This window comes from Frateuria hangzhouensis (assembly GCF_026410505.1).
In the GTDB taxonomy this organism is placed as follows: domain Bacteria; phylum Pseudomonadota; class Gammaproteobacteria; order Xanthomonadales; family Rhodanobacteraceae; genus Frateuria_A; species Frateuria_A hangzhouensis.
The window spans coordinates 36,196-58,986 of record NZ_JAPMIU010000011.1 but is presented as its reverse complement, the minus strand read 5'-3'; the positions used below and the strand labels follow the sequence as shown (position 1 = coordinate 58,986).

Annotated in this window: 16 protein-coding genes; 9 read left to right on the top strand and 7 right to left on the bottom strand. The window is 68.6% G+C overall.

Annotation, left to right across the window (positions count from 1 at the left end; translation table 11 throughout):
• The first annotated feature begins 249 nt into the window (after positions 1 to 249).
• Positions 250 to 5,235 carry a non-ribosomal peptide synthetase gene (locus OSC30_RS12600; RefSeq protein WP_267172211.1) on the top strand — a complete coding sequence of 1,662 codons (4,986 nt, stop codon included), beginning with the start codon at positions 250 to 252 and terminating at the stop codon, positions 5,233 to 5,235.
• A 21-nt stretch (positions 5,236 to 5,256) separates the two neighbouring features.
• Here the strand turns inward: OSC30_RS12600 and OSC30_RS12595 are convergent, their stop codons facing one another.
• Complete coding sequence (locus OSC30_RS12595) at positions 5,257 to 6,438, bottom strand: glycosyltransferase (protein WP_267172210.1); 1,182 nt, start codon at positions 6,436 to 6,438, stop codon at positions 5,257 to 5,259.
• Positions 6,439 to 6,965: 527 nt separating this feature from the next.
• Here OSC30_RS12595 and OSC30_RS12590 point away from each other — a divergent pair.
• Genes OSC30_RS12590 through OSC30_RS12555 form a run of 8 tightly spaced genes read left to right on the top strand, consistent with a single transcriptional unit; the run spans position 6,966 to position 16,595 of the window.
• Positions 6,966 to 8,057, top strand: a complete 1,092-nt coding sequence (locus OSC30_RS12590) for a polysaccharide deacetylase family protein (RefSeq protein ID WP_267172209.1) — start codon at positions 6,966 to 6,968, stop codon at positions 8,055 to 8,057.
• 33 nt (positions 8,058 to 8,090) lie between these two features.
• Positions 8,091 to 9,359 (top strand): O-antigen ligase family protein, encoded by a 1,269-nt coding sequence (locus OSC30_RS12585; RefSeq protein ID WP_267172208.1) that lies wholly within the window; start codon positions 8,091 to 8,093, stop codon positions 9,357 to 9,359.
• Entirely contained in the window at positions 9,356 to 10,897 is a 1,542-nt protein-coding gene (locus OSC30_RS12580; RefSeq protein WP_267172207.1) for an oligosaccharide flippase family protein, read from the top strand. Before OSC30_RS12585 ends, OSC30_RS12580 begins: the two co-directional genes overlap by 4 nt.
• Before the next feature lie 34 nt (positions 10,898 to 10,931).
• Positions 10,932 to 12,155, top strand: coding sequence for a glycosyltransferase (locus tag OSC30_RS12575; protein WP_267172206.1), 1,224 nt, complete (start codon positions 10,932 to 10,934; stop codon positions 12,153 to 12,155).
• Positions 12,156 to 12,842 carry a polysaccharide deacetylase family protein gene (locus OSC30_RS12570; RefSeq protein WP_267172205.1) on the top strand — a complete coding sequence of 229 codons (687 nt, stop codon included), beginning with the start codon at positions 12,156 to 12,158 and terminating at the stop codon, positions 12,840 to 12,842.
• A 38-nt stretch (positions 12,843 to 12,880) separates the two neighbouring features.
• Positions 12,881 to 14,104 (top strand): hypothetical protein, encoded by a 1,224-nt coding sequence (locus OSC30_RS12565; RefSeq protein ID WP_267172204.1) that lies wholly within the window; start codon positions 12,881 to 12,883, stop codon positions 14,102 to 14,104.
• 12 nt (positions 14,105 to 14,116) lie between these two features.
• Positions 14,117 to 14,866, top strand: a complete 750-nt coding sequence (locus tag OSC30_RS12560) for a glycosyltransferase family 2 protein (RefSeq protein WP_267172203.1) — start codon at positions 14,117 to 14,119, stop codon at positions 14,864 to 14,866.
• Positions 14,867 to 14,918: 52 nt separating this feature from the next.
• Positions 14,919 to 16,595: a hypothetical protein gene (locus tag OSC30_RS12555; protein WP_267172202.1), complete on the top strand. Its 1,677-nt coding sequence runs from the start codon at positions 14,919 to 14,921 to the stop codon at positions 16,593 to 16,595.
• 27 nt (positions 16,596 to 16,622) lie between these two features.
• On the opposite strand, the gene OSC30_RS12550 is transcribed toward OSC30_RS12555, so the two are convergent.
• The 6 genes from OSC30_RS12550 to OSC30_RS12525 form a co-directional block, all read right to left on the bottom strand.
• Entirely contained in the window at positions 16,623 to 17,471 is an 849-nt protein-coding gene (locus OSC30_RS12550; RefSeq protein ID WP_267172201.1) for an alpha/beta fold hydrolase, read from the bottom strand.
• Entirely contained in the window at positions 17,464 to 18,252 is a 789-nt protein-coding gene (locus OSC30_RS12545) for a serine aminopeptidase domain-containing protein (RefSeq protein ID WP_267172200.1), read from the bottom strand. The genes OSC30_RS12550 and OSC30_RS12545 overlap by 8 nt, the downstream gene beginning before the upstream one ends.
• Positions 18,249 to 19,559, bottom strand: a complete 1,311-nt coding sequence (locus tag OSC30_RS12540; protein WP_267172199.1) for a surface lipoprotein assembly modifier — start codon at positions 19,557 to 19,559, stop codon at positions 18,249 to 18,251. The genes OSC30_RS12545 and OSC30_RS12540 overlap by 4 nt, the downstream gene beginning before the upstream one ends.
• A 164-nt stretch (positions 19,560 to 19,723) precedes the next feature.
• Positions 19,724 to 20,500: a P-loop NTPase family protein gene (locus OSC30_RS12535; protein WP_267172198.1), complete on the bottom strand. Its 777-nt coding sequence runs from the start codon at positions 20,498 to 20,500 to the stop codon at positions 19,724 to 19,726.
• The gene (locus tag OSC30_RS12530; protein ID WP_267172197.1) at positions 20,497 to 22,047 is read right to left on the bottom strand and encodes an XrtA system polysaccharide chain length determinant; all 1,551 of its coding nucleotides are present in this window, start codon (positions 22,045 to 22,047) and stop codon (positions 20,497 to 20,499) included. The genes OSC30_RS12535 and OSC30_RS12530 overlap by 4 nt, the downstream gene beginning before the upstream one ends.
• Before the next feature lie 56 nt (positions 22,048 to 22,103).
• Entirely contained in the window at positions 22,104 to 22,727 is a 624-nt protein-coding gene (locus OSC30_RS12525) for an XrtA/PEP-CTERM system exopolysaccharide export protein (protein WP_267172196.1), read from the bottom strand.
• Positions 22,728 to 22,791 lie beyond the last annotated feature (64 nt).

Below are 22,791 nucleotides of genomic sequence, written 5' to 3'. Positions count from 1 at the left end.
GTGCCCCGTCCGCGCCATTTGAACGGGCCGCATGTACGCCGTCCGGTCGCCGCATTTGCCCAGCGGGAACGGCACTCCTTGTCCGCACGGGATCGCGCGCGCTCCTATCAAAAAAATGGCCGCGATGACGCGCATTGGTACGCATTTGGCAATTGCGGTACTTTCCGGATCCAGGCTGTGCAATGACTGCTTTGCTGCTTTGAACGAACGGGAATTCGATCGTTAGGGGGAAGGATGCAAGCTGATCACATGGCGCTCGGCTTTCTGCATTGGGCCGAGATGGATCCCGCGCGCCTGGCTTTGTCGGACGACCAGTGCGAACTCGACTACGCCACGCTACGTACGCGCACGCTGGCGCTAGCGGGGCGCCTGCGGAGGGAGGGGGCCGCACCGGGAGACATCGTCGGCGTGGCCTGCGACCGTTCGGTCGAAAGCATCGTGAGCATGTTGGCGGTGTACTGCGCCGGCGCGGCCTGGCTGCCGCTGGACCTGTCCCACCCGCCTGCCCGCCTGGCCAGCATGGTGCGAGACGCGCGGCCTCGGCTGATCGTGGCCGGGCCCGACATGCATGGTGGGGCATTGCAGGCCTTGGGGCTGCCCGTGCTGGAGTCGACCGTCGCCGGCGCCCCGATCGATGCCGTGGCCGCGGCGGCCGATCAGCCGGCTTATGTGATCTTCACCTCGGGTTCGACCGGGCAGCCCAAGGGCGCGGTGCTGCCGCGCCGTGCGCTCGATGACCTGGTGGCCTGGCACGTGAACCATCCGCGCCTGGGCCGGCCAGCGCGCGTACTACAGTACGTGCCCCTTGGCTTCGATCCGGCCGTGCGCGATGTCTTCGCGACTCTGGCGACCGGCGGGACGCTGATGATCGCGCCCGAAACACTTCGCCAAGACCCTTTCGGCCTGCTGGAACACCTGCGCAGGCTGCGCATCGAGCGGATATCGCTGCCTTATGTCTCGCTGTTTGCCATGGCGCAGGCCCACGCCGAGGGCGGCGCACGACCGCAGGCGCTGCGCGATGTGACTACCGGTGGCGAAGCGCTGGTGATCACGCCGGCCATCCGCCAGTTGTTTGCCGCCATGCCTGGAGCCGTTCTCCACAACGAGTACGGCCCCACCGAAGCCAGCGTATTCGTTACCAGCCATTCGCTCGCCGGTGATCCGGCACAATGGCCGGACCGTCCGCCGTTGGGCCAACCGCGACCGACCGTGCGGTTGCATGTGGTGGACGAAGCGATGCAACCGGTACCAGTCGGCGCCGACGGCGAGTTGCTGATCGCAGGTGCGTGCCTGGCCGACGGTTACATCAACCGCCCCATCCCGAGTGCCGGTTGCTTCGTGCACCTGGAAGCCGCGGGCGCCGCGCCAGAGCGGGTGTACCGCTCCGGCGACCGGGTGCGCCGCGCGGCTGATGGCCATCTCACGTTTCTCGGCCGGACGGACGATCAGGTGAAGATTGCCGGACATCGTGTCGAGCTGGCAGAGGTGGAAGGCGTCCTGGCCACTCACGCGGCGGTAAGCCAGGTGGCGGTGGTGGCTCCCGCGGGCTCCGCCGGACGGCGTCTGGTCGCTCATGTCCTGCTGGATGACCTCGCAGTCTCCACCGAATCGGTCCAGGCCGAGCTCGGGCGACACCTGGCTGAGCGGCTGCCCGCCTTCGCCCGGCCTCATCGCGTTGTGGTACGCCGAACGTTGCCGCGCACGCCGAACGGCAAGATCGACCGCCGCCGGCTGGAAGCCGAGTCCACCATTGCCATGGCGGCGGTCGGCACGCCAGGCGACGAAGCGGTCGAGGTGCGCATCGCCGACCTCTGGGCCCAACTGCTGGGCGTGCCCGCGGTGGATGTCGACGCCAACGTGTTCGATCTGGGTGCCGACTCGCTGCAGGTCATGATTTTCGTCACCCGGCTGCGCGCACTGGCCGGCGCGACGCTGGCCGCACAAACGGTGTACGACCTGCCGACGCCGCGACAGCAGGCGCGCGCGCTCGGCACGGTATCCGCGCCCGATGCACCAACGCCGGTGGCGCAAAACGATCCGGTCATGGATCTTCCCCTCGCGCTGCCGCTCAGCGAAGCACAGATGGAGAAATGGTTCGCGTGCCAGTTTGGCGAAACGGCGTCGCTCGCCTTCAACGAATCGTCCTTGCTCCGCCTGCGCGGCACGCTGGACAGGACGGCGCTGGAGCGCGCGCTTGCCACGGTCTGGCAGCGCCATGAAGCGCTTCGCTTCAGTGTTGCCGGCGACGGCAGCAGCCAGCGATTCGAGGCCGGGGCAACCCTGCCGCTGGCACTGCTGGACTATGCCGACGGGCAGGCCGAAGAACGACTGCGGGAGTTCTGCGAACAACAGGCCGGCCGGCCGTTCGACCTGACGGCGGCGCCGCTGGTGCGGTTCGCCCTCGTACGGCTTGGCGAGGCGGATCATGCGCTGCACGTGATCGCCCATCATCTGGTCATGGACGGCTGGTCGATGGCCTTGTTCGTCGATGAATTGGCCACCTCCTACAACGCGTACGTTGCCGACAAGGAGCCCGCTCTTGCGCAGGCCGGATCGTTCCGGCGCCATCTGCTCGATGAGCAGGCGCGCCGTCGCGACGGCGCCGGCGCTGCCAGCCTCGCCTATTGGAAGACACTGCATGAGGCGCCGCCCGCGGCCTTGCGGTTGCCCGCCGATCGGCCGGCACCCGCGCAACCGGACTACGCCGCGGGTACCGAGCAGTACGACTTCGACCCTGCGCTGGCCGTGGCGCTCAGGCAAGCGGCCCGGGGTCATGGTGTCAGCCTGTACGGCTTGTTGCTGGCTGGCTTCGGCATGTTGATGGCGCGGCTGTCCGGACAGCGCGATTTCGCGGTGGCGGTGCCGTTCGCCGGGCTGGCGCTGAGCGGAAACGGCGTGGTGATGGGCGACGGTGTCAGTGCGTTGCCGGTGCGCCTGGACATCGCCCACGGCGCCCCGTTGGGCCAGCTGGTGAAACAGGTCCATACCGCGCTGCTGGATGCCGCTGCACACCAGGACACCACGTTGACCAATATCCTGCGTGCGCTCGGCCTGCGCGCCAGCGGCGGCGAAGCCCCGCTGACCGGTGTCACGTTCAACCTGTTGCCACGCCTGCCGACCCGGGCTTTCGCGGGGCTGGCCCATGAACTGCGCGAATGTCCGCGGGTGGCGTTGGACTGGGACCTGTATTTCAACCTGGCCGACAGCGGCGAGACCCTCACCCTGGACGTGCATTACGCGACCGCGCGCTACGACAGCTCCACCGTGCGGCGCTGGATCGGGCTTTACGCGACCCTGTTGTCCGCGATGGTCGACGAGGGTGCCGCGGATGCCTCGGTGGACGACCTGGAACTGCTCGGTACCGATGCGCGCCGTGAGGTACTGGAGGCATGGAACGCAACGGCAAGCGCCTACGACCGGGAGCAGGCGCTGACGGCATTGATCGAAGCGCAGATGCGCCAGACCCCGGGGCGCATCGCCGCCGAATGCGAGGGCGAACGGATCGACTATGCCGCCCTGGAACGCGCAACCCGCGCGGTCGCACAGGCGCTGGGGCGGCGTGGCATCGGCCGCGGCGAGATGGTGGGCGTGTGCGTGCCGCGCAGCCTGGACATGTTGGTGGCGGTGCTGGGCATCCTGCGCAGCGGCGCGGCCTACGTGCCGCTGGATCCCAAATTCCCGGATGGACGATTACGCCACATGGCGACGCACGCGCGCCTGCGCCATGTCCTCATGACCGATCCGCAACAGGTGCCGGAGGTGGTCGCCGAGGGGCGCGAACTGCTGGCAGTGGCGCGACTGCGCGCAGAGCGCGTCGATGAAGCACCGCTGCCCGCGGTGCGTGGAGACGACCTGGCCTATGTGCTGTTCACTTCCGGCTCGACCGGTGAACCCAAGGGCGTCCGGATCCTGCACAGGAACCTGGTCAACTTCCTGCTCAGCATGTGCCGCGAACCGGGGTTCGGCGCCGACGACGTGCTGTGTGCGGTGACCACGCTGTCCTTCGACATCGCCGGCCTGGAGTTGTACCTGCCGCTGATCGTCGGTGGCCGGCTGGTCATTGCCACCGAGCTGCTGCATCGTGAGCCGGCGACGTTGTTCGAGCTCATCGAACGTACCGGTTGCACGGTGCTGCAGACCACCCCGTCGCTGCTGCAGCTGCTGCAGGGCCTGGGCCAGGAGCACGTGGTGCGGCGGCTGCGCCTGTTCGTCGGTGGCGAGGCGCTGCCATTGACGCTGGCACGTGCCATGGCCGGGAGCTGCGGGGAATTCTGGAACCTCTACGGCCCTACCGAAACGACCATCTGGTCGACGGTTGCGCGGATCGATCCGGACGTCGCCACCATCCCGCTGGGCAAGCCGATCGCCAATACGCGGATCTATGTGCTCGATGCGAGCAGCCGACCGGTACCGGCCGGCGTGGTGGGGGAAATCTGGATCGGCGGCGACGGTGTTTCGGACGGCTATCTGTTCCGCCCCGAACTGACCGCCGAGCGCTTCGTCGCCGATCCGTTTGCCGGCGGCGATGCACGCATGTACCGCACCGGCGACCTGGGCAGCCTGCGCGAGGGCGTGCTGTATTTTCACGGCCGTGCGGACAATCAGATAAAGATCCGCGGATATCGCATCGAGCCGGGCGACATCGAGGCGGCCGCCGCAGCGGAGCCGGCCGTGCGCGAATGCGTGGCGGTGGCGCGATCGTTCGGCGGCAACGACGTGCGGCTGGTGCTCTATGTGGTGGCCGACGCCGCCCCCGAGCTCGTCCAGCACCTGATCGGCAGACTGCGCGAGACCCTGCCTGACTACATGCGGCCGCAGCACATCGAACGGCTCGATGCGCTGCCCAAGACGCCCAACGGCAAGATCGACCGCAAGGCGCTGCCGGCGCCAGCATCGATGCGCTCGCTGCATGGTGAGGACGATCCGGCCGGCTCCGCGGCGCAGCCGCCCCTGACCGATCCGCGCCAGGCCTACCTGGCCAGGGTCTGGCGCGAGCTGGTCGGCATCGCGGCAGTGCGACCGAGCGACAATTTCTTCGACGTGGGCGGACATTCGCTGCTCGCGGTGGAATTCACCGCGCGCGTGCACAGGGAGACCGGGGTGCGTCTGAACCTGCTGCACGTGGCCACGAGCACCCTGGCATCGCTGGCGACGGAACTGCCGGAGTCGTGGGGTGACGCGCGTTCGGGCACGCTGTCGCTGGGTGGGAAGTTGCGCCGGCTCTTCAACCGCTGAGGGCCGGGCCGGCGCGGGCGTTCAGGCCGGTTCTGCCCGCCCCATGCCGCCAGTGCACGCACCGGTATCGGCCAGCGCCTCGGCGCATTGCGCGAGGGTTTCCTCGGCGACGCGGCTCCAACTGCGGGAGAACCGCCCGGAGAGGGCCGCCTCGTCCCAGTGCCGCTGCAAGGCTTCGTCCAGGCCGCGCGCCAGGTCGGCACTATCGCGCGGGTGGATGAGCACCCCACTGGCCGCGTCGACCACCTCCGGAATACCGCCCACGTCGGTGGCTACCACCGGGCGGCCGCAGGCGAGGGCCTCGACCAGCACGTTGGGGTGGCCCTCGGAATAGCTCGGCAGCGTCACCAGGTCGGCCGCCACCATCCATTGCGCCACGGCCGCCGGTGCCAATGGGCCGGCCAGTCGCACGTGGTCGCTCGCTGCCGCCAGCGCTTCGAGTTCAGCCTGCATGGGACCGCCGCCGACCAGCACCAACTGCAGCCTGGGCCGCTGGACCGCAATCCGGCGAGCCGCCTCGAACAGTTCGCGCAGCCCCTTTTCGGCGACCAGTCGACCGACGTACAGCACGACCTCGGCGTCCGGAGGCACGCCGAGCGCCTGGCGTGCGGCCATCCGGTCGCCGAGATGGAAGGTCGCCGCATCGCATCCGTTGGAAATGACGCGCACCCGCGAGGCATCGGCGCCGTAGCGTCGTACCGCCAGCCGGCCCAGGTCCTCGCTGACCACCAGCAGGCGCCGTGCATCGCGCACCACGCGGCAGGTCAGCCGACGGCTGACCCCGCCACGCACGCGGATGTCCGAACCGCGTGCACCGGCGACCAGCGGCACGCCGGCACGCCGCGCCGCCAGCATCGCGCCGTAGGCGTCCGGATAGAGCCAGTAGGCCAGCACCACGTCGGGCCGGAAGCGCGCCAGCGCATCACCGATCGCACGGGCGCACAGCCAGCCGTTGAGGGGGCGGGTCAGGCCGGGCAGGGCGGCGTAGGACGGATACTCGACCTCGCCGTCCAGTCCTGCCGGCGCACCTGGAGCGTGCGCCACGTAGCTGCCCGGTCGCGCCCAGCGCGGATAGACGGCAACCGGGCTGATCACGCGGACGGTTGCCATCCGCGCCAACTGCTGCACGGTCTGCACGAGCGGCCGGCCGCGCGTGGGCTCGTCGCGGATCGGGAACTGCGAGGTGACGACCAGCACGCGCATGGCGTCAGGCTCCCGCGCGGCCGGGCGCCGCGGCCGATTCGCCGGCGAAGCTCGCTGCGGCGATGCCGCCGGGACGGAACGCCCGATACAGCGTCGCCCGGGCGGGGCGGATATCGACGTGGGCCGCGGGGCGCCGCGAAAATCCGGCATGCGATCGGGTTCCGCCTTTCGCAGCGCGCATTCGCATCGCGGTTTCCCCTTGGCCGACATGTCCAGCAACCAGCGCATTAATTGCGCCGCCGAGTGCATAAACCGTGCAGGGAGGTAACGGTAGTCGATGTTCTGCAGCGAGTACATATGCCCGTTGCATTCGCATGCGCAGGGCACGCGGAGGGGTCGAGTTAATCGCCGATTAAAGCGACGTCGCATACGTGAAGTTTTCGTGCAATTTCACCCATGACACCCGAGGTAGTGCCATACTTCCGAAACGGGGTCGATATAGCGGTATGCGTAGGGTCCGGCACCTGAAGCCGGCGTATGCCGTACGGCCCTCGTCCTGGTGTGTCAGTTGCGCATGGAGCGTTGCCTTGACTACCGAAACCGCCAACGGATCCGACCAAGTTGCCCTGCAGCGACCGGGAAAGCGGCAACGGCTGGCTGCGTTTTGCAGCGCCGTCGGCGTGCTGCCCGGATTGACGACGTTGCGGCGCGTATTGCGCAAGGATCTGCGCATCCTGGCTTACCACCGGGTACTCGATGTCGGCAACCCGGATGCATTCGCTTTCGACCTCAACGAAATCAGCGCCTCGCCGGACCAGTTCCGCGAACAGATGCTGCTGGTCAAGCGTTATTACGATCCGATAGGTTTCCATCAACTCATTGCCGCCCTGGACAGCGGTCGGCCGTTGCCGCCAAAGCCGCTCATCGTCACTTTCGATGACGGTTATGACGACAATTACCATGTCGCCTTTCCGATATTGCGCGAGTTGGGCATGTCGGCCATGTTTTTCGTCTCCACCGGCCATATCGACAGCGGCATGCCTTATGCCTACGACTGGCTGGTCCACATGCTATGCCGCACGCAGGTTGAGCGGTTGCAGGTGGACGAGCTGGCCTTCGACCAGGCCATGCCCGCCACGCTGGCCGGACGCCGGGCGCTGGGCAAGGAACTGCTGTTCCATCTCAAGGCACTCGATGCGATCACCCAGGCGGCGGTGATCGCCCGCCTCGGCGAGGCCTGGGGCATGCGGCCGGACCGGCACGCGCAGTGCCGTCCGATGACCTGGGACCAGTTGCGCGAGATGCGCGCGGCGGGCATGGAGGTGGGCTCGCACGGCGTCCACCACCATATCCTGGCCAAGCTTTCGCCGGCGGACATGGTGACCGAGATCGACCAATCCATGCGCACGCTCCAGCGTGAAATCGGCGCACCGATCGAAGTGCTGTCCTATCCGGTCGGCGGCCCGGACTCGTACAACCCGCAGGTCATCGAAGCGGCCCGGCGGGCGGGCTTCCGCATGGCCTGCAATTACGTGACCGGGCTCAATCGCCTGCCGGCCACATCGCATTACGGATTGCAGCGCCTTTCCGTCGAGAGCGACATGGACATCGACTGGTTCGCCGCCATGACCTCGCTGCCGGAGGTGTTCGCGCACCCCAAGCGCGTGCGGGCCGGCTAGGCGCTCGGGCGAACACGGTAGACGGCGGCCTCCATGTTTTTCTTCATCGTGCTGTATCTCGCATTGGTGCTGATCCGGCCGCAGGAATATCCGGCGCTCGTCCAGGCCAACCTGCCGCTGCTGCCGATGACGCTGGTGCTGGCGTTGTGCGGCTGGCTGGTCTCGCGCAACAAGTCGTTCGCGGCGCCGCAGTACCTGCTGCTGGGTGCGTTCCTGGTCGTGATGATGTTCTCGCAGATCACCAACGGCTGGGCCGGAGGCGCGCTGGCCCAGTTGCTGCAGTTCGGCCCGATCGTGGCGGCCTTCATCGTCCTGGCCAACGCGGTCACCAGCACGCGGCAGGTTTACATCGTCATGGCCGCGTTCGTGGTGTGCGCGACGGTGCTCGCATTGCATGGCGTGGAGCAGGCGCATACGGGCGTCGGCTGGACCGGCGTGCCGCTGATCCAGGACGGTCGTATCCAGTACGTGGGCATCTTCAACGACCCCAACGACCTGGGCATGCTTTTCGTGCTGACCCTGCCGATGGCGCTGTTTTTGGGCAGCCGTGCCGGCGGCCTCGGACTGGGCCGGGTGTTCTGGCTGGGCGCGGGGCTGATGCTGCTCTACGCGATCTACCTGACCGATTCGCGCGGCGCGATGCTGGCGGTGGCGGCGGTCCTTGGCGTTTACCTGTGGCGCAAGCATGGCGTCGTGGCAGCCGCCATGCTCGGCAGCGTGGGACTGGCCGGGTTGTTCCTGCTGCCCTCGCGGCTGGAAGACCTGAGCCCGGGCGAGGAATCGGCCAGCGGCCGGGTGGACGCCTGGTACGAAGGGTTGCAGATGTTCCTCTCCCATCCGGTGTTCGGCGTCGGTGCCGGCAATTTCACCGACCACAACGACCTCACCGCGCACAACTCGCTGATCCTGGTGCTGGCCGAGACCGGCTTCGTCGGGTTCACGCTGTGGCTTGGCTTCGTCGGCTACTGCTTCTGGATGATGCTGACGGTGTTGCGGCATGAGCCGGAGCTGCCGGATGCGCAGGCGACCGCCGCCTGGGCTACCGAGCGCGCGATCGCGATGACGCTGCTGCTATCGCTCAGCGGCTGGCTGGCATCGGCGTTCTTCCTCAGTCGCAGTTATACGCTGGTGCTGTATCTGCTCACCGCACTGGTGGTGGCGTTCTATGCCAACGCGCGGCGCCGGTTTGCCTCGCTGCCGGGCTTTGCCCTGGGCCGCGACTGGGTTCGCCTGGCGGCGATCGCGGCGGCCATCGTGGTGGGCCTGTATGTCGTGGTCCGAACCCTGCTGGCGTTCCAATGAACGCACCGGCGAGCGCGCTCCGCAATACCTTGTTCTCCTCGGCGGGGATCTACACCGAGTATGTCCTGGGCATGCTCACGTCGATCCTGATCGCGCGCCACCTGGGGCCGCAGAGCTTCGGCATCTATAGCCTGGTGATCTGGCTGGTTTCGGTGGGCATGACGATGACCAACGCCGGGTCCGCCAGCGCGGCGATCAAGTTCGTCGCCGAATTCCGCGGCAGCGGCCGGGAGGAGCTGATCCGGCCGCTGCTCGGCTACCTGCGCCGCACCCAGCGGACCTGCCTGCTGCTGGTGCTGGTCGCGACCGGGCTGTTGGCGGCGCTGGCTGGCGACAAGCTGGTGCCGGACATCGACCGTCTGGTCCTGTTCGGCCTGCTGGCGCTGACCATCAGCCTGCGCGCGCCCTACATGTTCAACATCTCGCTGGGCAAGGGGCTGGAGAATTTTCGCGCCACCGCGATGGTGGCGCTGATCGCCACCCCGCTCAACCTGGCCATGGTGGCCGGCGCGTGGTGGCTGGATGCTTCCATGGGCGTTTTCCTGGTGGTGTATGCGATTTCGAGCGCGGTGTTCTACGGCGTCTCGCACTACCAGACGGCGCGGCTGGTGCCGGCGTCCGCGGGCGCCCGCCTGTCGCCGGAACTGAAGCGGCGGATCGCGCGCCACATGCGCTACGTGGCGGTCACGATCACCGTCGGTTTCGTCGCCACCAGCGACGTCGAGGTGCTGTTTCTCAACCTGTTCGCCTCGCCCGCGGAGGCCGGACAGTTCAAGGTGGCGTTCCAGCTTGCCGCCGGCGCGGCGCTGTTGCTGCCCGGCGTGGTCGGCGCCCTGTTGTTGCCGATGATGGCCAACGCGCTGAGCCGCGGCATGTCGTTGGCCGGGCGGCGGTTCGCCGGAGCGACCACCTACCTGATGTTGCTTGCCGCCCCGCTGGTGGCCTTCGGCTTCGTGTTCGCCCCGGCCGTGATCGGTCTGCTGTACGGCGCCTCCTATGCCGCGGCGGCGCCGGTGTTCGCCATCTGCCTGTTCGGCGCGGCGCTGGGCACCGTATCGCAGGCTGCCTCCAGCCTGCTGATCAGTGCGGACCGGCAACGCAGCATCATGTTGCTGGTGATCGCCAATGCGGCGTTCAAGCTGCTGCTCGACGTGGTGCTGACCGTGCACTTCGGACTGGCCGGCGCGGTGGCGGCCTGCACCATCGCCAACGTGCTCACCGCCATGGCGATCGTCGCCCTGGCCATGCGCGTGAGCGGATTGCAGCCGGACTGGCCGCGGCTGGTGCGGATCATCTCCGCCGCGGCGCTGGCGGCCGTCGCCGTGCTGCCGCTGCGCGGGCTGTGGACGCCGTTGCCGACGCTGGTATTGGGCGGTGCCACCTTCGCCGTCGCCTACCTGTTGCTGACGTTCGCGCTGGGCTGCTGGAGCCGGGGCGACATCGGGCACATGCAGCGGCTGCACGAACGGCTGCCGGCGGTTCCCGCACTGGTGGCCCTGCTGGCCTGGGCAGGCAAGCGTGCCTGCAAGGATGCCTGAGATGTCTTCGATGCCACCACGACCCGAGGCTGCCGTGAACATCACCCACTTCGTCGAGTCCCTCGATCGCGGCGGCCTGGAGCGGGTCGTGATCGACCTGGTGCGGGCACAACGGGATGCCGGCTACCGCTGCCAGGTGGTCTGCCTGTTCGCGCCCGGTGCGCTGGCGCCGGAGCTGGCCGAACTCGGTGTGCCCGTGCTCAGCTGCGGCAAGCGCCGCGGCCTGGACCTGCGCGCCATCCGGAGGGCGCGCCGCTTCCTGCTCGCGCATGCCACCGAGATCCTGCATACGCACAACGCGATCTCGCATTACTACGCGGTGCTGGCATCGCGCGGCCTCCGCCTGCGGCGAGTGGTCAGCACGCGGCATGGCATGGGCGCCACCCGCGCCGCCGCGCAGAGCCGTTCGCGCGGACGTTCGTGGCGCGACGACCGGCTGGAATGGCTGTACGGCAAGTCGATGGCGTTCACCCACGCGGTCGCCGCCGTCTGCGAAACCGCGCGCAGGGAATTCCAGCAACGCGCGGATCTTCCGGCGCACAAGATCCTGGCGGTGCCCAACGGCATCCACGTCGACCGCTTCGAACCGGCGTCGCAAGAGGATCGGCAGCGGCTGCAGGCGACGCTGGGCGTGCCGCCGGACACCCGCCTGGCCGGGTTCGTCGGCCGCCTGACCTGGGCCAAGGACCACGCGACGCTGCTGCGCGCCTTCCGGCGGGTACACGAGCGGCTGCCCGACACCGCGCTGGTGTTGATCGGCGACGGCTCGTTGCGACCGGCGCTGGAAGCGCTTGCGCAAGCGGAGGGCATCGCCGGGCGGGTGTTCTTCATGGGCGACCGCAACGACATCCCTGCGCTGCTGCGCGGGCTCGACCTTTTCGTGATGTCCTCCGTCACCGAGGGCTACTCGATCGCGCTGCTGGAAGCATGCGCATCGGCGCTGCCGATCGTGGCGACCCGCGTCGGCGGCAACCCGGAGATCGTCCGTGACGGCATCAACGGTGCGCTGGTGCCGGCCGGCGAACCGGTGGCGCTGGCCGAGGCCATGATCGGCATCCTCGGCGACGCCACGCGCGCCCGGGCGATGGGCCAGGCCGGACGCGAGTGGGCCCTGCGGCACGGTTCGTTCCGCACCATGGCCGAGCGCTACACGGAAATCTACGGGCACGCCGATGGCCACGACCACACCAGTGTGCCGCCACGCGCCGGCGCGTTCCGCCAGCGATCGCGTTCGCGCTTCGATGACCGGGTGACCTGAATGAATCTACGGCCGCGGAAAATGCAGGTGCTCGGGTGGCTGCCGGACGCGCTGGTCTCCACACGCGGCGCCCGTGCCGACAAGGCGCTCTACCTGACCTTCGACGACGGCCCCGACCACGCCTGCACGCCGGTGCTGCTGGACCTGCTGCGCGCGCACCAGGCGTCGGCCAGCTTTTTCCTGGTCGGGCGCCAGGTCGAGCGCCATCCCGAGCTGGTGCAGCGGATGGTGGCCGAGGGCCACCGGCTCGGCAATCACTCCTACACGCACCCGTACTTCGGCCAGTTGCCGCTGGCCCGGCAACTGCACGAGATCGACGCGACCGATCGTCTGCTGGCCGGCTTCGACGGCGTGCGGCATCACCGCTTCCGGCCGCCGCGCGGCGTCTTTTCGCCGGCGCTGGCGCTGCACTTCGCCGTGCGCGGGCGCAACCTGACCTACTGGTCCTACAACAGCATGGATTACCTGCGGCGGCCGCCGACGGAACTGATCAGGCGGATGCGCGAGGTGCCGCCGCGGCCGGGCGAGGTGATCCTCATGCACGACGACGGCGACTGTTCGACCCGCGTGCTGGAAACCCTGCTCGGCGAGTGGAAGGCCGCCGGCTTCCGTTTCTGCGCGCTGCCCCATGCGCGCTCGGCGGACCAGCGCCGCGCGCGCCAGGCCGCCTCGTCCTCGGCCGGTTGAGCCGCCATGCCTTCGCCACGCCACCCAAGGAATCGCCGATGACCAGCCAGGCTGCCGTGATCGTGCTGTCGCTCGCCGCGCTCGTCGTGCTGGCGATGGCGGCGGGCTACGCGCTGCTGCGCGCGCGCAACATGCACCTGTGGATGCGCGATTACCTGCGCCGCCGCCGCCCCGCGCCCGTGGACGGGCCGGTGCACGTGATGTTCTGTTTCGTCGACCATTTCGAGCCGATGTGGGGCAAGGCCGACCTGCCCAGCCAGCGCCGCCGGGTCGACCGCTGGTGCCAGGACTATCGCGCCATGGCGGCGCGCCACCGCGATGCCGACGGGCGCCCGCCGCAGCACAGTTTTTTCTATCCGGAGGAGGAGTACGCCCAAGAGCACCTGGACAAGCTTGCGGCGCTGTGCGCGGATGGTTTCGGCGAGATCGAAATCCACCTGCACCACGACAACGACACCGAAGAAAACTTCCGCGCCACGATCGGCCGCTTCTGCGACACCCTGCACGAGCGCCACGGCGCGCTGTCGCGCGATCCGGCCAGCGGGCAGTTGCGCTTCGGCTTCATCCACGGCAACTGGTGCCTGGACAACGCGCGCGCGGACGGCCGCTGGTGTGGCCTCAACAACGAGCTGATCCTGCTGCGCCAGCTCGGCTGCTATGCCGACTTCACGTTGCCCTCGGCGCCCAGCGACACGCAGACCCGCACGGTCAACGCCATCTACTACGCCACCGACGACCCGGCGCGGCCGCGCTCGCACGATTACGGCGTGGCGGTGCGTGCCGGTGGCCGCGCCACGGGCGACCTGATGATCGTGCAGGGTCCGCTCGCACTGAACTGGCGCGAGCGCAAGTGGGGCGTGCTGCCGCGCATCGAGAACGCGGACATACGCCGCGCCTGCCCACCCACGCCGGAGCGCGTGGACGCCTGGGTGCGCACCGGCATCCACGTCGCCGGACGCCCCGACTGGCTGTTCGTCAAGATCCATACCCACGGCACCCAGGAGCATGACCTGGACACGCTGCTCGGTGCACCCGTGGACGCGATGCATGCGCACCTGGAGTCCGCCTACAACGACGGCCGCAGGTACGTGCTGCATTACGTCACCGCGCGCGAGACCTACAACATCATCAAGGCCGCCGAAGCGGGCCATGCGGGCGATCCGGCACGGTTTCGCGACTTCCTGCTGCCGCCGCCGCCGCACTCGCGCTGGCACAAGCCCGGGGCGGATACGCCCGCGCGCGCCGACGCTGGCGCGGCCTAGGACAACGCCACCATGTCGACTTCAGTGGTCAGCGTGGTCATGCCGGTATACAACGCCGAGCCGTGGTTGCGCCGGTCGATCGACTCGGTGCTGCAGCAGACGCACCCGTCGCTGGAGCTGATCACCGTCGACGACGGTTCGAGCGATGGCTCGTGGGACATCCTCGAGGCTTACGCCGCGCTCGACGAACGGGTCAGGCCGATCCGGCTGGACCGCAACGGCGGCGTCGCGGCCGCGCGCAACGCCGGCATCGCCGCGGCCACCGGCAGCCACGTCGCCTTCCTGGACAGCGACGACTGGTGGCATCCGCGCAAGCTCGAGTGGCAGCTTGCGCAGATGATCGCCGCGGGCGTGCGGGTCAGCTATGGCCCGTACGACCGGGTGACGCCGCAGGGACAACTGCTCTCGCAGGTGCGACCGCGCCCGGCGGTGGACTACCGCGACATGCTCAAGAGCAACCATATCGGCCACCTGACCGGCATGTACGAGCGCAGCCTCGGCGCCACGGGATTCCAGCGTGTGGGCCACGAGGACTACGTGTTCTGGCTGGAGCTGGTGCGGCGCGCGGGCCGCGCGATCTGCGTCAGCGCGCCGGCGCCGCTGGCCTGGTATCTGGTACGCGAAGGGTCGGTGTCTTCCAACAAGATCCGTGCCGCGCAGTGGCAATGGCGGATCTACCGCCGCATCGAGCGGCTCGGCTGGCTGGCCTCGGCCGTCTACATGTTCCATTACACCTGGCATGCCGTGCGCAAGCGACGTTGACGCAGGCGCGGTGGGGGATGGCTCTACAGGGAGGCGATACGAGGATCCGGCAATGGCGCAACATCGCGTGGCGATCTGGATGGCGGTCCTGTTTCTGGCCCTGGTGCCGGCGGCCCGGGCCGCGGTGAAGCTCGACCTGTCGTACGTGGACAAGCACTCGGCCGAGTACCGGCGCTTCAAGGGATTCGTCGACCGCGCCGTGGCCGGCGACCCCGGCTACGGTTTTTCCGCCACCGATGCGGCCTACATGTACCGGCTGACCGGCGAGCGGCGCTATGGCGCGCTCGCCGTGAGCATGGTCGAGGCGCAGGTGAGCGCCGCGGAGGCGGCGATGGCGGCCGGCGAGGCTCCGCCCATCGCGGGCGATTCCTTCCTCGGCGTGGGTCCGATGCTGCGCGACATGGCGCTGGCCTACGACTGGTGCGGCGAGCTGGCCACGCCGGACCAGAAGGCGCGCTGGAAGGCCTACGCCGACCAGACGCTCGCCAACGTGTGGCACCCGTACGTGGCCCGCTGGGGCGGGCATTGGATGCCCGGCAACGGCTGGGCCATCGAGGACCCGGGCAACAACTATTTCTACAGTTTCCTGCAGGCCACCATGTATTGGACGCTGGCCAGCGACAACGCCGCGCTGAAATCCTTTCTGCAGAACGACCGGCTGCCGCTGCTGACGGCGTACGTCGCCCGACTGCCCGGGGGCGGCAGCCGCGAGGGCACCAGCTACGGCGCCTCGCTGCGGACCCTGTTCGGGCTGTACCGGCTATGGCACGACAGCACCGGCGTCGACCTGGCCAACGCCAATGGCCACCTGACTGACACCATTCGCTACTGGGTGCACGCCACGGTGCCGACCATGGACCGGTTCGCGCCGATCGGCGACCAGCCGCGCGTATCGGTGCCCGAGCTCTACGATTACGAGCGTTGGCTGATGCTGGAGGCGCGCAGGTCGACCCGCGAGGCCGCCGCGGCGAATCTGGCGTCCTGGTGGCTGCACCGGATCTCGGTCAAGCGGATGGAAAGTGGCTTCAACAGCCGGCACGACCTGCTGCCGGCGGGCGACGCCGGCACGGCGCCGCACGAGCTGGTCTATCACGCGACCGGAGTGGGGCAGCTGTTCGCCCGCACCGATTGGGGCCGCGATGCGATGTGGCTGGATTTCACCGTCGGGCCCTTCGACCAGGTCCATGCGCACCAGGCGCAGGGCGCCTTCACCCTGTTCGCGGGCGACTGGCTGGCGGTCACCGAAAACATCTGGAGCCACAGCGGCATCCAGCAGGGTACGGAAACCAACAACGTCGTCCGCTTCGAACGCAACGGCGAGCCCGTGCCGCAGGTCATGCCCACCACCTCCACGTTGACGCTGGAAGCCACCGGTCCGGGCGGCCAGGTGCACGCGGTGGCCGACCTGACCCCGGCCTATGGCGGCGACCCCGCGGTGCGTGCGTGGCAGCGCCGGATCGATTTCCAGGACCGGGTGCTGACCGTGCAGGACAGCTTTGCCGTCAGTCCCGGTATCCAGGCGGTATTCCAGCTCAATGTGCCGGGGCGCCCGACGATCAAGGGCAACACGGCGGTGGCCGGCCGGCTGCGGATGACCGTGCTGTCGCCTGCCGGCGCGAGCCTGACGGCCGTCGACTGGACCGGCGTGGATGCGGATTACACCAGCGGCTGGCGCATCGATGTCCGTGGACCGGGCGACCGCTTCGTGGTGCGACTGGAAGAACGCTAGCGGCGATTGCGGCGCGATGCCGGCCGATCAGCGGATCGCTACCACGTTATGCGGCGTTTCCGGCGGCGCGTCCACGTGGGGGAAATGCGTGCAGAGCCAGCTTTCGATGTCATCGAGCAGCCGCGCGCGATCGCCGACCAGGATGTAGGTATGGTCGACCTGCTTGAGGAAGCTGACGCTGACGCCCGGGTGGCGGGCCAGGGCGCGCCCGTAGCACTCGCCGAATTGGCGGCGATGGTTGAAATAGCCGGTCGCCCCGCCGCTGTAGACGAAGCAGAGCCTGAGGCCGCGCTGGAGCATGCCGGCCAGCTCCTCGCGCACGCGCGCCTGCGGCGGAAACTCGACCCGGAAGCCCGATCCGGCGGGCTGCGCGGGGCGCAGCCGCTGCACGAGGTGGCGCGCCACCCGCGCCGGGTTCAGCAGGCGCGGCAGGTAGTGGCGCAACTTGAAGCCGGTCGTGCGATAGGCATAGCCGTCGAGGAACACCACGCCGGCCACTGCCTCGTTGTCGCGGGCTACCAGGTGGGCGTTCTGCGCGCCCGAGCACAATCCGACCAGCACGAACCGGGTGCAGCCGGACCGTTCGCGAAGCAGGGTCATGGCGTCGGCCACGTCGCTTTGCACCTGCTGCTCGCGCGACAGCGGTTCGCCGCTGGCGCTGCTGTCGCCCAGGGTCGAAAGGTCGAAGCGCAACGTGGGGTAGCCGCGCCCGGCGAGCTGGCGGGCCATTTCCACGTGCAGGCGGAACGGGCCGATGTGGTGGACCAGGCCCGCGTTCAACACGATCACGCCGGTGCTGCGCGCGTCCGCATCGGGCAGCGAGCAGATGCCGACCAGGTGGTCGGCGCGACCGAACCGGCTGGCATGTTCATGCATAAGTGGCCTCCTGCACGCGGCGGCCCACGATGTCGATGAGTTCGTGCGACTGGATTGCGGTCTCCAGGTGGGCCAGGTCCTGCCAGGGCGTGGGTTGCGACAGCGCGGCCACCTCGGCGCCAGCGGCGGCGAAGCGATGGTGGTCGGCGTTGCCATCGGCGGCACTCGAGCACACCAGCAGGGTACGGCGGCGCGGCGGATCCAGGCGAAGTCCGGCCAACGGCTGGCGCAGGCCGTCGCCGATGGCAAAGCCCTGCCATTGGTCGGCCAGCGCGGCTGCCGGCCGCGGCGCGACGAAGCGGTTGCCGTCCAGGCGCAGCGCGGACTGCAGCGCGTCCAGCGCAGCGACATGGCCGGGTCCGTCGAGTACCGGATCCCACAGGATGAGCTCGGCGAACTGCGCACGGTCGGCGGCGGCGAGCGCCAGGCTGCCGCCGAGCCGGGCACCGAAGCCGATCACCTGCTCGCAGCCGCTGCGCAGGCGCAGTTGCCCGGCCGCCGTGGCGACGTCCGCCAGGCAGCGCGACCAGTCGACCTCGCCGGTGGCGCCGGCCGAGTCCCCGGTACCGTGGTAATCGAAGCGCAACACCGCCAGCCCCAGGCTGGCCAGGGCCCGCGCCAGCTGCCGGTACAACCGGTGGCAGCGGATCAGGTCCTGCCCCAGCGGAGGGCACAGCAACGCGGCCTGCCGGCCTCCGAGGCAGCCCGGATGGTAGATGCCGAACAGGTCCTGTCCGGGCCCGAAGTAGCCGGGTTCGTCCCGCTCCGTTCGCGTGCTCATCGGGTGTAGATGACTCCGAAGTAGATCCGGTTTTCGTGGAAGCCCTGCCCGGGCTCGTCGCTGTGCCGCTGTTGCCGCAGCAGGGACAGCCGCCAGCCCCAATGGGGCGTCCGTTGCTGCGACAGGTCGAGCCCGTAATGGATGGTCGTGTCCCGGCGTTCGAGCCGGTCATAGTTCAGCCGCTCGCCTGATGCGATGGCGGACAGCGTGAGCGTGGGGCGCAGCCGGTAGTCGAGGGCGATGCTGGCGCCGCGCGTCGTCTGGTCCAGGCTGGGGTCGTTGACGTAGCCCAGCTTGCGATACAGCGGCGCGATGGAGAAGGTCAGCCGTTCGCTGCTGAAGGCGTAAGCGAGCCGGAGGCGGCGTTCGAGATAGACCTGGGAATCGACCGTCGTGTTGCTCACGTTGATGCCCCTGCCGGCGCCCTCGAGGATGCCGACCGGTTGTTGCTGGAGTATGTCCTCGGCCGCATCGGAATATTCCCGGGCCGCCGATATCGACAGCGTGTTGCGTTCGCTGGGGTGGTAGTCGAGGGTCAGGCGCGCCAGCGGACCGTCGGCCGTCGGCGTACCGGCGCGCTGGAAATCAATCTGCGACCAGCCCAGTGCCAGGTCGATCTGCAGGCGCGACAGCGTGCTCGCGTAGCCACCGAACAGTTCGCGGCGGTCGTAATCGGGGCTCGAGGCCCGCTCGGTCAGCGACACGCGCTGGACCTCCAGGGCAGCCGACACGCGGTCGGTGGGGCTGACGTCCTTGACCAGACTCAGCGAGCCTTCGGTGCGGTGGGAATTGAAATCCTTGGTCTTCTGCGCGTAGCTGTTGATGTAGTGCAGCTGCGCCTGCCCACGCGTGGACGGGCCGAGCTGGAAGTGCAGGGCGGGGCCGAAGGTGAACACGTTCGTCTGCTGCTGGTTGTCCGGCGCGTTGCTGTTGAGCCGGTCGATGGGCTGCACGCCCGCGTAATCCTGTATGCCCAGGTCCAGTCGCGCCGGCAGGATCGTCCAGTTCGCCTGGCTGGCCAACTGCACCTGCGTCTGGTCGGTGTAGCGGCTGCCCAGGTAGTCGCGGTACTCGAGCCTTCCGGCGACGTTGGCCTGCAGCTCCGATCCCTGCTGCAGGTAGGCGACGCTCAGGCCGGGGATCACTACGTTCTGGCTGATCGGGTCGTCCGCCGCCAGGGCGATGTTGTCGCTGTGCTCCACGCCGCCGTACAGCGTGTAGTCCAGTGTCCCGGCCACGGCCGGCATGACGGCGGCGCCGGAGAGGGCCAGCGCTACGGCGCTCGCGAGTTTGATGGGTGCCGGCATACGCTCTATCCCTGAAAGGTGGACCGTGGCAAACCGTCTGGTGCAGCAGCATCGATCACCGTGGAGCGGCTGCCCGGCCGATCGCGATCGACGCCGCTTCGATGTTCGTGGCACTACGTGCACAACCGCCCCCAAGCCCGCGCGCGCCCCGACCGTCCGGCAAGTCAGGGGGCGTGGTTGAACACCACCCCGGCCAGCTTGCGGGGGTCGAAGCTCGCCGCTGCCTGGCTGATCGCCTTGGCCGTGTCGCGGCCGTAGCCGGCAACCAACACCACGAAGTCGGCCAGGTCGGACAGGATGCGCGCGTCCGGCGATCCCGCCGCGGCAGGCCCGTCGAGAAAGATGTAGCGGTCCGGATAGCGATTGCGCAGCGCATCAAGCGCCGAGCGCATGGCCATCGAGGAGAAGTATTCCGCGCCGTTCTCGCGGGCCTTGCCGGCCGGCAGCAGCCGCAAACGCGGGATGCCGGTCGGGTAGATCATGCCGCCGATGCCGCGCTCGGGCGATTCGAGAAAGTCGATCAGCCCGCCCGATGCCGGGTCGACGTCGAGTGCCTTGTGCTGCCCGGGATAGCGCAGATTGCAGTCGATCAGCAGGCTGGTCCTGGCCTCGTCGAAGGCGAACGCGGCGGCGAGGTTGCGCGCCACAAAGCTGCTGCCCGATCGCGGGCTGACGGCGACCAGCAGGGTGATGAAGTTCTGGCCGTCGGCCATGCCCAGCAGGCGGGTGCGGATCTCGCGGAAGGCGTCCGACTGCCGGCGCACCGACTCGTCCCGGTGGATCAGGCGCCGCCGTTCCAGTTGCACGGGAGCCAGGACGGAGGCCTCGGCCATGCGCGCTATCGCATGGCTGGAGGAGGCCCGGTGCGCCAGTTCGGTGACCTGCGCGGTGTCCATGCCGGCGTGCTCGTCCAGGCCGTGCGCCGAATTCATGCTGTTCATGCGTGCCCCCGCAACTTGACCCAGAAAACGACCAGGTAGGCGCCGAGCACCGCAAACACGATCAACGCCAGCAAGCTGTTCTGCATTGCCTGGTGGCGCCGGTCCTGGCCAGTCGGGTAGTACGGCACCGTAGCCAGCATGGTCAGGCCGGTCAGGCGTCCCAGCTGTTCGGCCGAGCGTATCCTGGGGTCGTAGCGGGCGACGCCGAACAGCAAGCCGAACGGCACCGCGAAGGCCAGCGCCATGCCGGCCAGGCCGAAGTGCATGAAGCGCAGCCCCGATGGCACCAGCGGCAGCGCCGCGGCGTTCTGCACGACGAACGTCAGGCCACGCTGGCGCGCTTCGAGGTTCATCGAGACCCGCGCGTTTTCCCGCCGCTTGAGCAGATCCTGGTAGACGTTCCGGTTGACGTCGTAGTCGCGCGTCAGCTCGGAGGTGACGTTGGCCGATTCGGCGATGTGCCGGCTGCGTTCCAGCTCGTTCCCGAGCATCGCTTCGGTCGCGCCCAGGCGCGCGGTGGTCGCGGCCACTTCGCCGCGCAGCGCCGACAGGCGACTCTTCAATTGCTGGTACAGCGGGTTGAACTGGGCGTGGCTGTCCAGCGCGGTCGGCGTGCCGGACGCTTGCGCGCCCTGTTTGCGCAGCTCGGCCTGGGCCAGCTGGCGTTGCACGTCTTCCATCTGGTGGCGGATCCGCACCACGTCCGGATACTCGGCCGTGTAGCTCAGCAGCAGCTTGTCCAGGCGTGCCTGCAGCTCGGCCAGCTGGGCGTGATAGACCCCTTCGGTCGTCTGCACGGCGGTGATCTCGGATTCGCCGGACAGCTGGGCCACCAGCGAGGCTTCCTGCGAGCGCTTTTCCATCAGGTCCATGCGCGTGTTCTCGACCTGGGCACGCAGGTCGTTGATGCGCGAGAGGGTGGCCACGTCGCTGCCGGGCCGTGCGTCGGCGTTGGCTTCGCGATAGGCCTTGAGCTTGTTTTCCGCGCTGGTCAGTTTCTGCCGGTAGGCCTCGACCTGGCTATCGATGAACTCGAACGCTTCGCGGCTTTCGCGCTGCTTGGAGGCGAGGCTTTCGCTGATGAACAGCTGGCCGAACAGCCGGGTCACCTCATAGGCGCGCCGCGGGTCGGAATCGAAGTAACTGATGGTCAGCAGGTTGTCGCGCGAGAACTGCACGCTGGTGCGTGCCTTGATGTCCTCGATCATGCGTTCCTTTTCGATCGGGGAAGGATGGGTGGCCGCCCAGCCGCCGGCGGCAAACACCTGGTCGATGACCTTGTTGCCCAGGATCACGGCACGCGCGATGCCGGCCCGGTCGGCGTTGCCGGTGGGCGTGGCGGCACCCTCCATCAGCGGCGTGATGATGCTTTTTTCCTGCACCAGAATCGTGGTGGAGGCGACGTATTTCTTGGGCCAGAGCAATCCGACCGCCAGGGCGGCCAGCGCAATGGCCGCGAATATGCCGGCCAGCGCAAGGCGGCGCCGCCCCGCTTCGTGGACCAGCACCGGCACCAGAGCCTGGAGGGAGGTGGGTTGCTCGTTCATGGCAGTCCCTGTCGTGATTGACCCGGTGTTGCCGCCAAGAGCCCGGTACCGGGCTCTCAGAATGCGCGTTGTGGAACGGTGACCACGTCGCCGGGCTGGACCGGATAATTGGTCGCCAGCTCGCCCTTTTGCAGGATCTTGCCCAACTGCACGGCGTACGCCTGGGTGGCGCCATCGCCGTCGCGGCGGTACAGCTCGGTGCGGTCCGGGGCGGCGAACTCGGTCGTGCCGCCGGCGGCAAGCACCAGGTCAAGGACGGTCATGCCCTGTCGATAGGGCAGCGATACCGGCGTACGTACCGCGCCGGTGACGCGCACCCGCGACAGATATTCATGGCTGCGCAGCTGGGTGAGGATCACCGCCACCTGCGGGTCGCGCACGTAGGACTTGAGCTTGCCCTGGATGGTGGCGGCAACGGCTTCGGGCGTCTGGCCGCCGGCCTGGACGTCGCCGATCAGCGGCACGGTGATCTTTCCGTCCGGGCGGACCGGCACCGTGACGCTCAGGTCGGGATTCTGCCAAACCGAAATCTGCAACTGGTCGTCCACGCCGATGTGGTAAGCGCTGACGGCCATGCGGTCGGAATCGAGGGTGGGCGCCGAACGGGTGCCGGCCGAGGAGGCGCAGCCGGCCAGTACGGAGACAAACAACAACGCAACGAGACGGCAGCAACGGTTCATGGCGGCCTGGGCGATTGTTTTTGAGACTTTGACGTTAGCATAGAGTAAAAGCGAACGCTGCAGC

Coding starts and splice junctions, on each gene's coding strand:
- OSC30_RS12600 (WP_267172211.1), top strand. CDS start 250: ATGGCGCTCGGCTTTCTGCATTGGGCCGAGATGGATCCCGCGCGCCTG.
- OSC30_RS12595 (WP_267172210.1), bottom strand. CDS start 6,438: ATGCGCGTGCTGGTCGTCACCTCGCAGTTCCCGATCCGCGACGAGCCC.
- OSC30_RS12585 (WP_267172208.1), top strand. CDS start 8,091: ATGTTTTTCTTCATCGTGCTGTATCTCGCATTGGTGCTGATCCGGCCG.
- OSC30_RS12580 (WP_267172207.1), top strand. CDS start 9,356: ATGAACGCACCGGCGAGCGCGCTCCGCAATACCTTGTTCTCCTCGGCG.
- OSC30_RS12570 (WP_267172205.1), top strand. CDS start 12,156: ATGAATCTACGGCCGCGGAAAATGCAGGTGCTCGGGTGGCTGCCGGAC.
- OSC30_RS12565 (WP_267172204.1), top strand. CDS start 12,881: ATGACCAGCCAGGCTGCCGTGATCGTGCTGTCGCTCGCCGCGCTCGTC.
- OSC30_RS12560 (WP_267172203.1), top strand. CDS start 14,117: ATGTCGACTTCAGTGGTCAGCGTGGTCATGCCGGTATACAACGCCGAG.
- OSC30_RS12555 (WP_267172202.1), top strand. CDS start 14,919: ATGGCGCAACATCGCGTGGCGATCTGGATGGCGGTCCTGTTTCTGGCC.
- OSC30_RS12550 (WP_267172201.1), bottom strand. CDS start 17,471: ATGCATGAACATGCCAGCCGGTTCGGTCGCGCCGACCACCTGGTCGGC.
- OSC30_RS12545 (WP_267172200.1), bottom strand. CDS start 18,252: ATGAGCACGCGAACGGAGCGGGACGAACCCGGCTACTTCGGGCCCGGA.
- OSC30_RS12540 (WP_267172199.1), bottom strand. CDS start 19,559: ATGCCGGCACCCATCAAACTCGCGAGCGCCGTAGCGCTGGCCCTCTCC.
- OSC30_RS12535 (WP_267172198.1), bottom strand. CDS start 20,500: ATGAACAGCATGAATTCGGCGCACGGCCTGGACGAGCACGCCGGCATG.
- OSC30_RS12530 (WP_267172197.1), bottom strand. CDS start 22,047: ATGAACGAGCAACCCACCTCCCTCCAGGCTCTGGTGCCGGTGCTGGTC.
- OSC30_RS12525 (WP_267172196.1), bottom strand. CDS start 22,727: ATGAACCGTTGCTGCCGTCTCGTTGCGTTGTTGTTTGTCTCCGTACTG.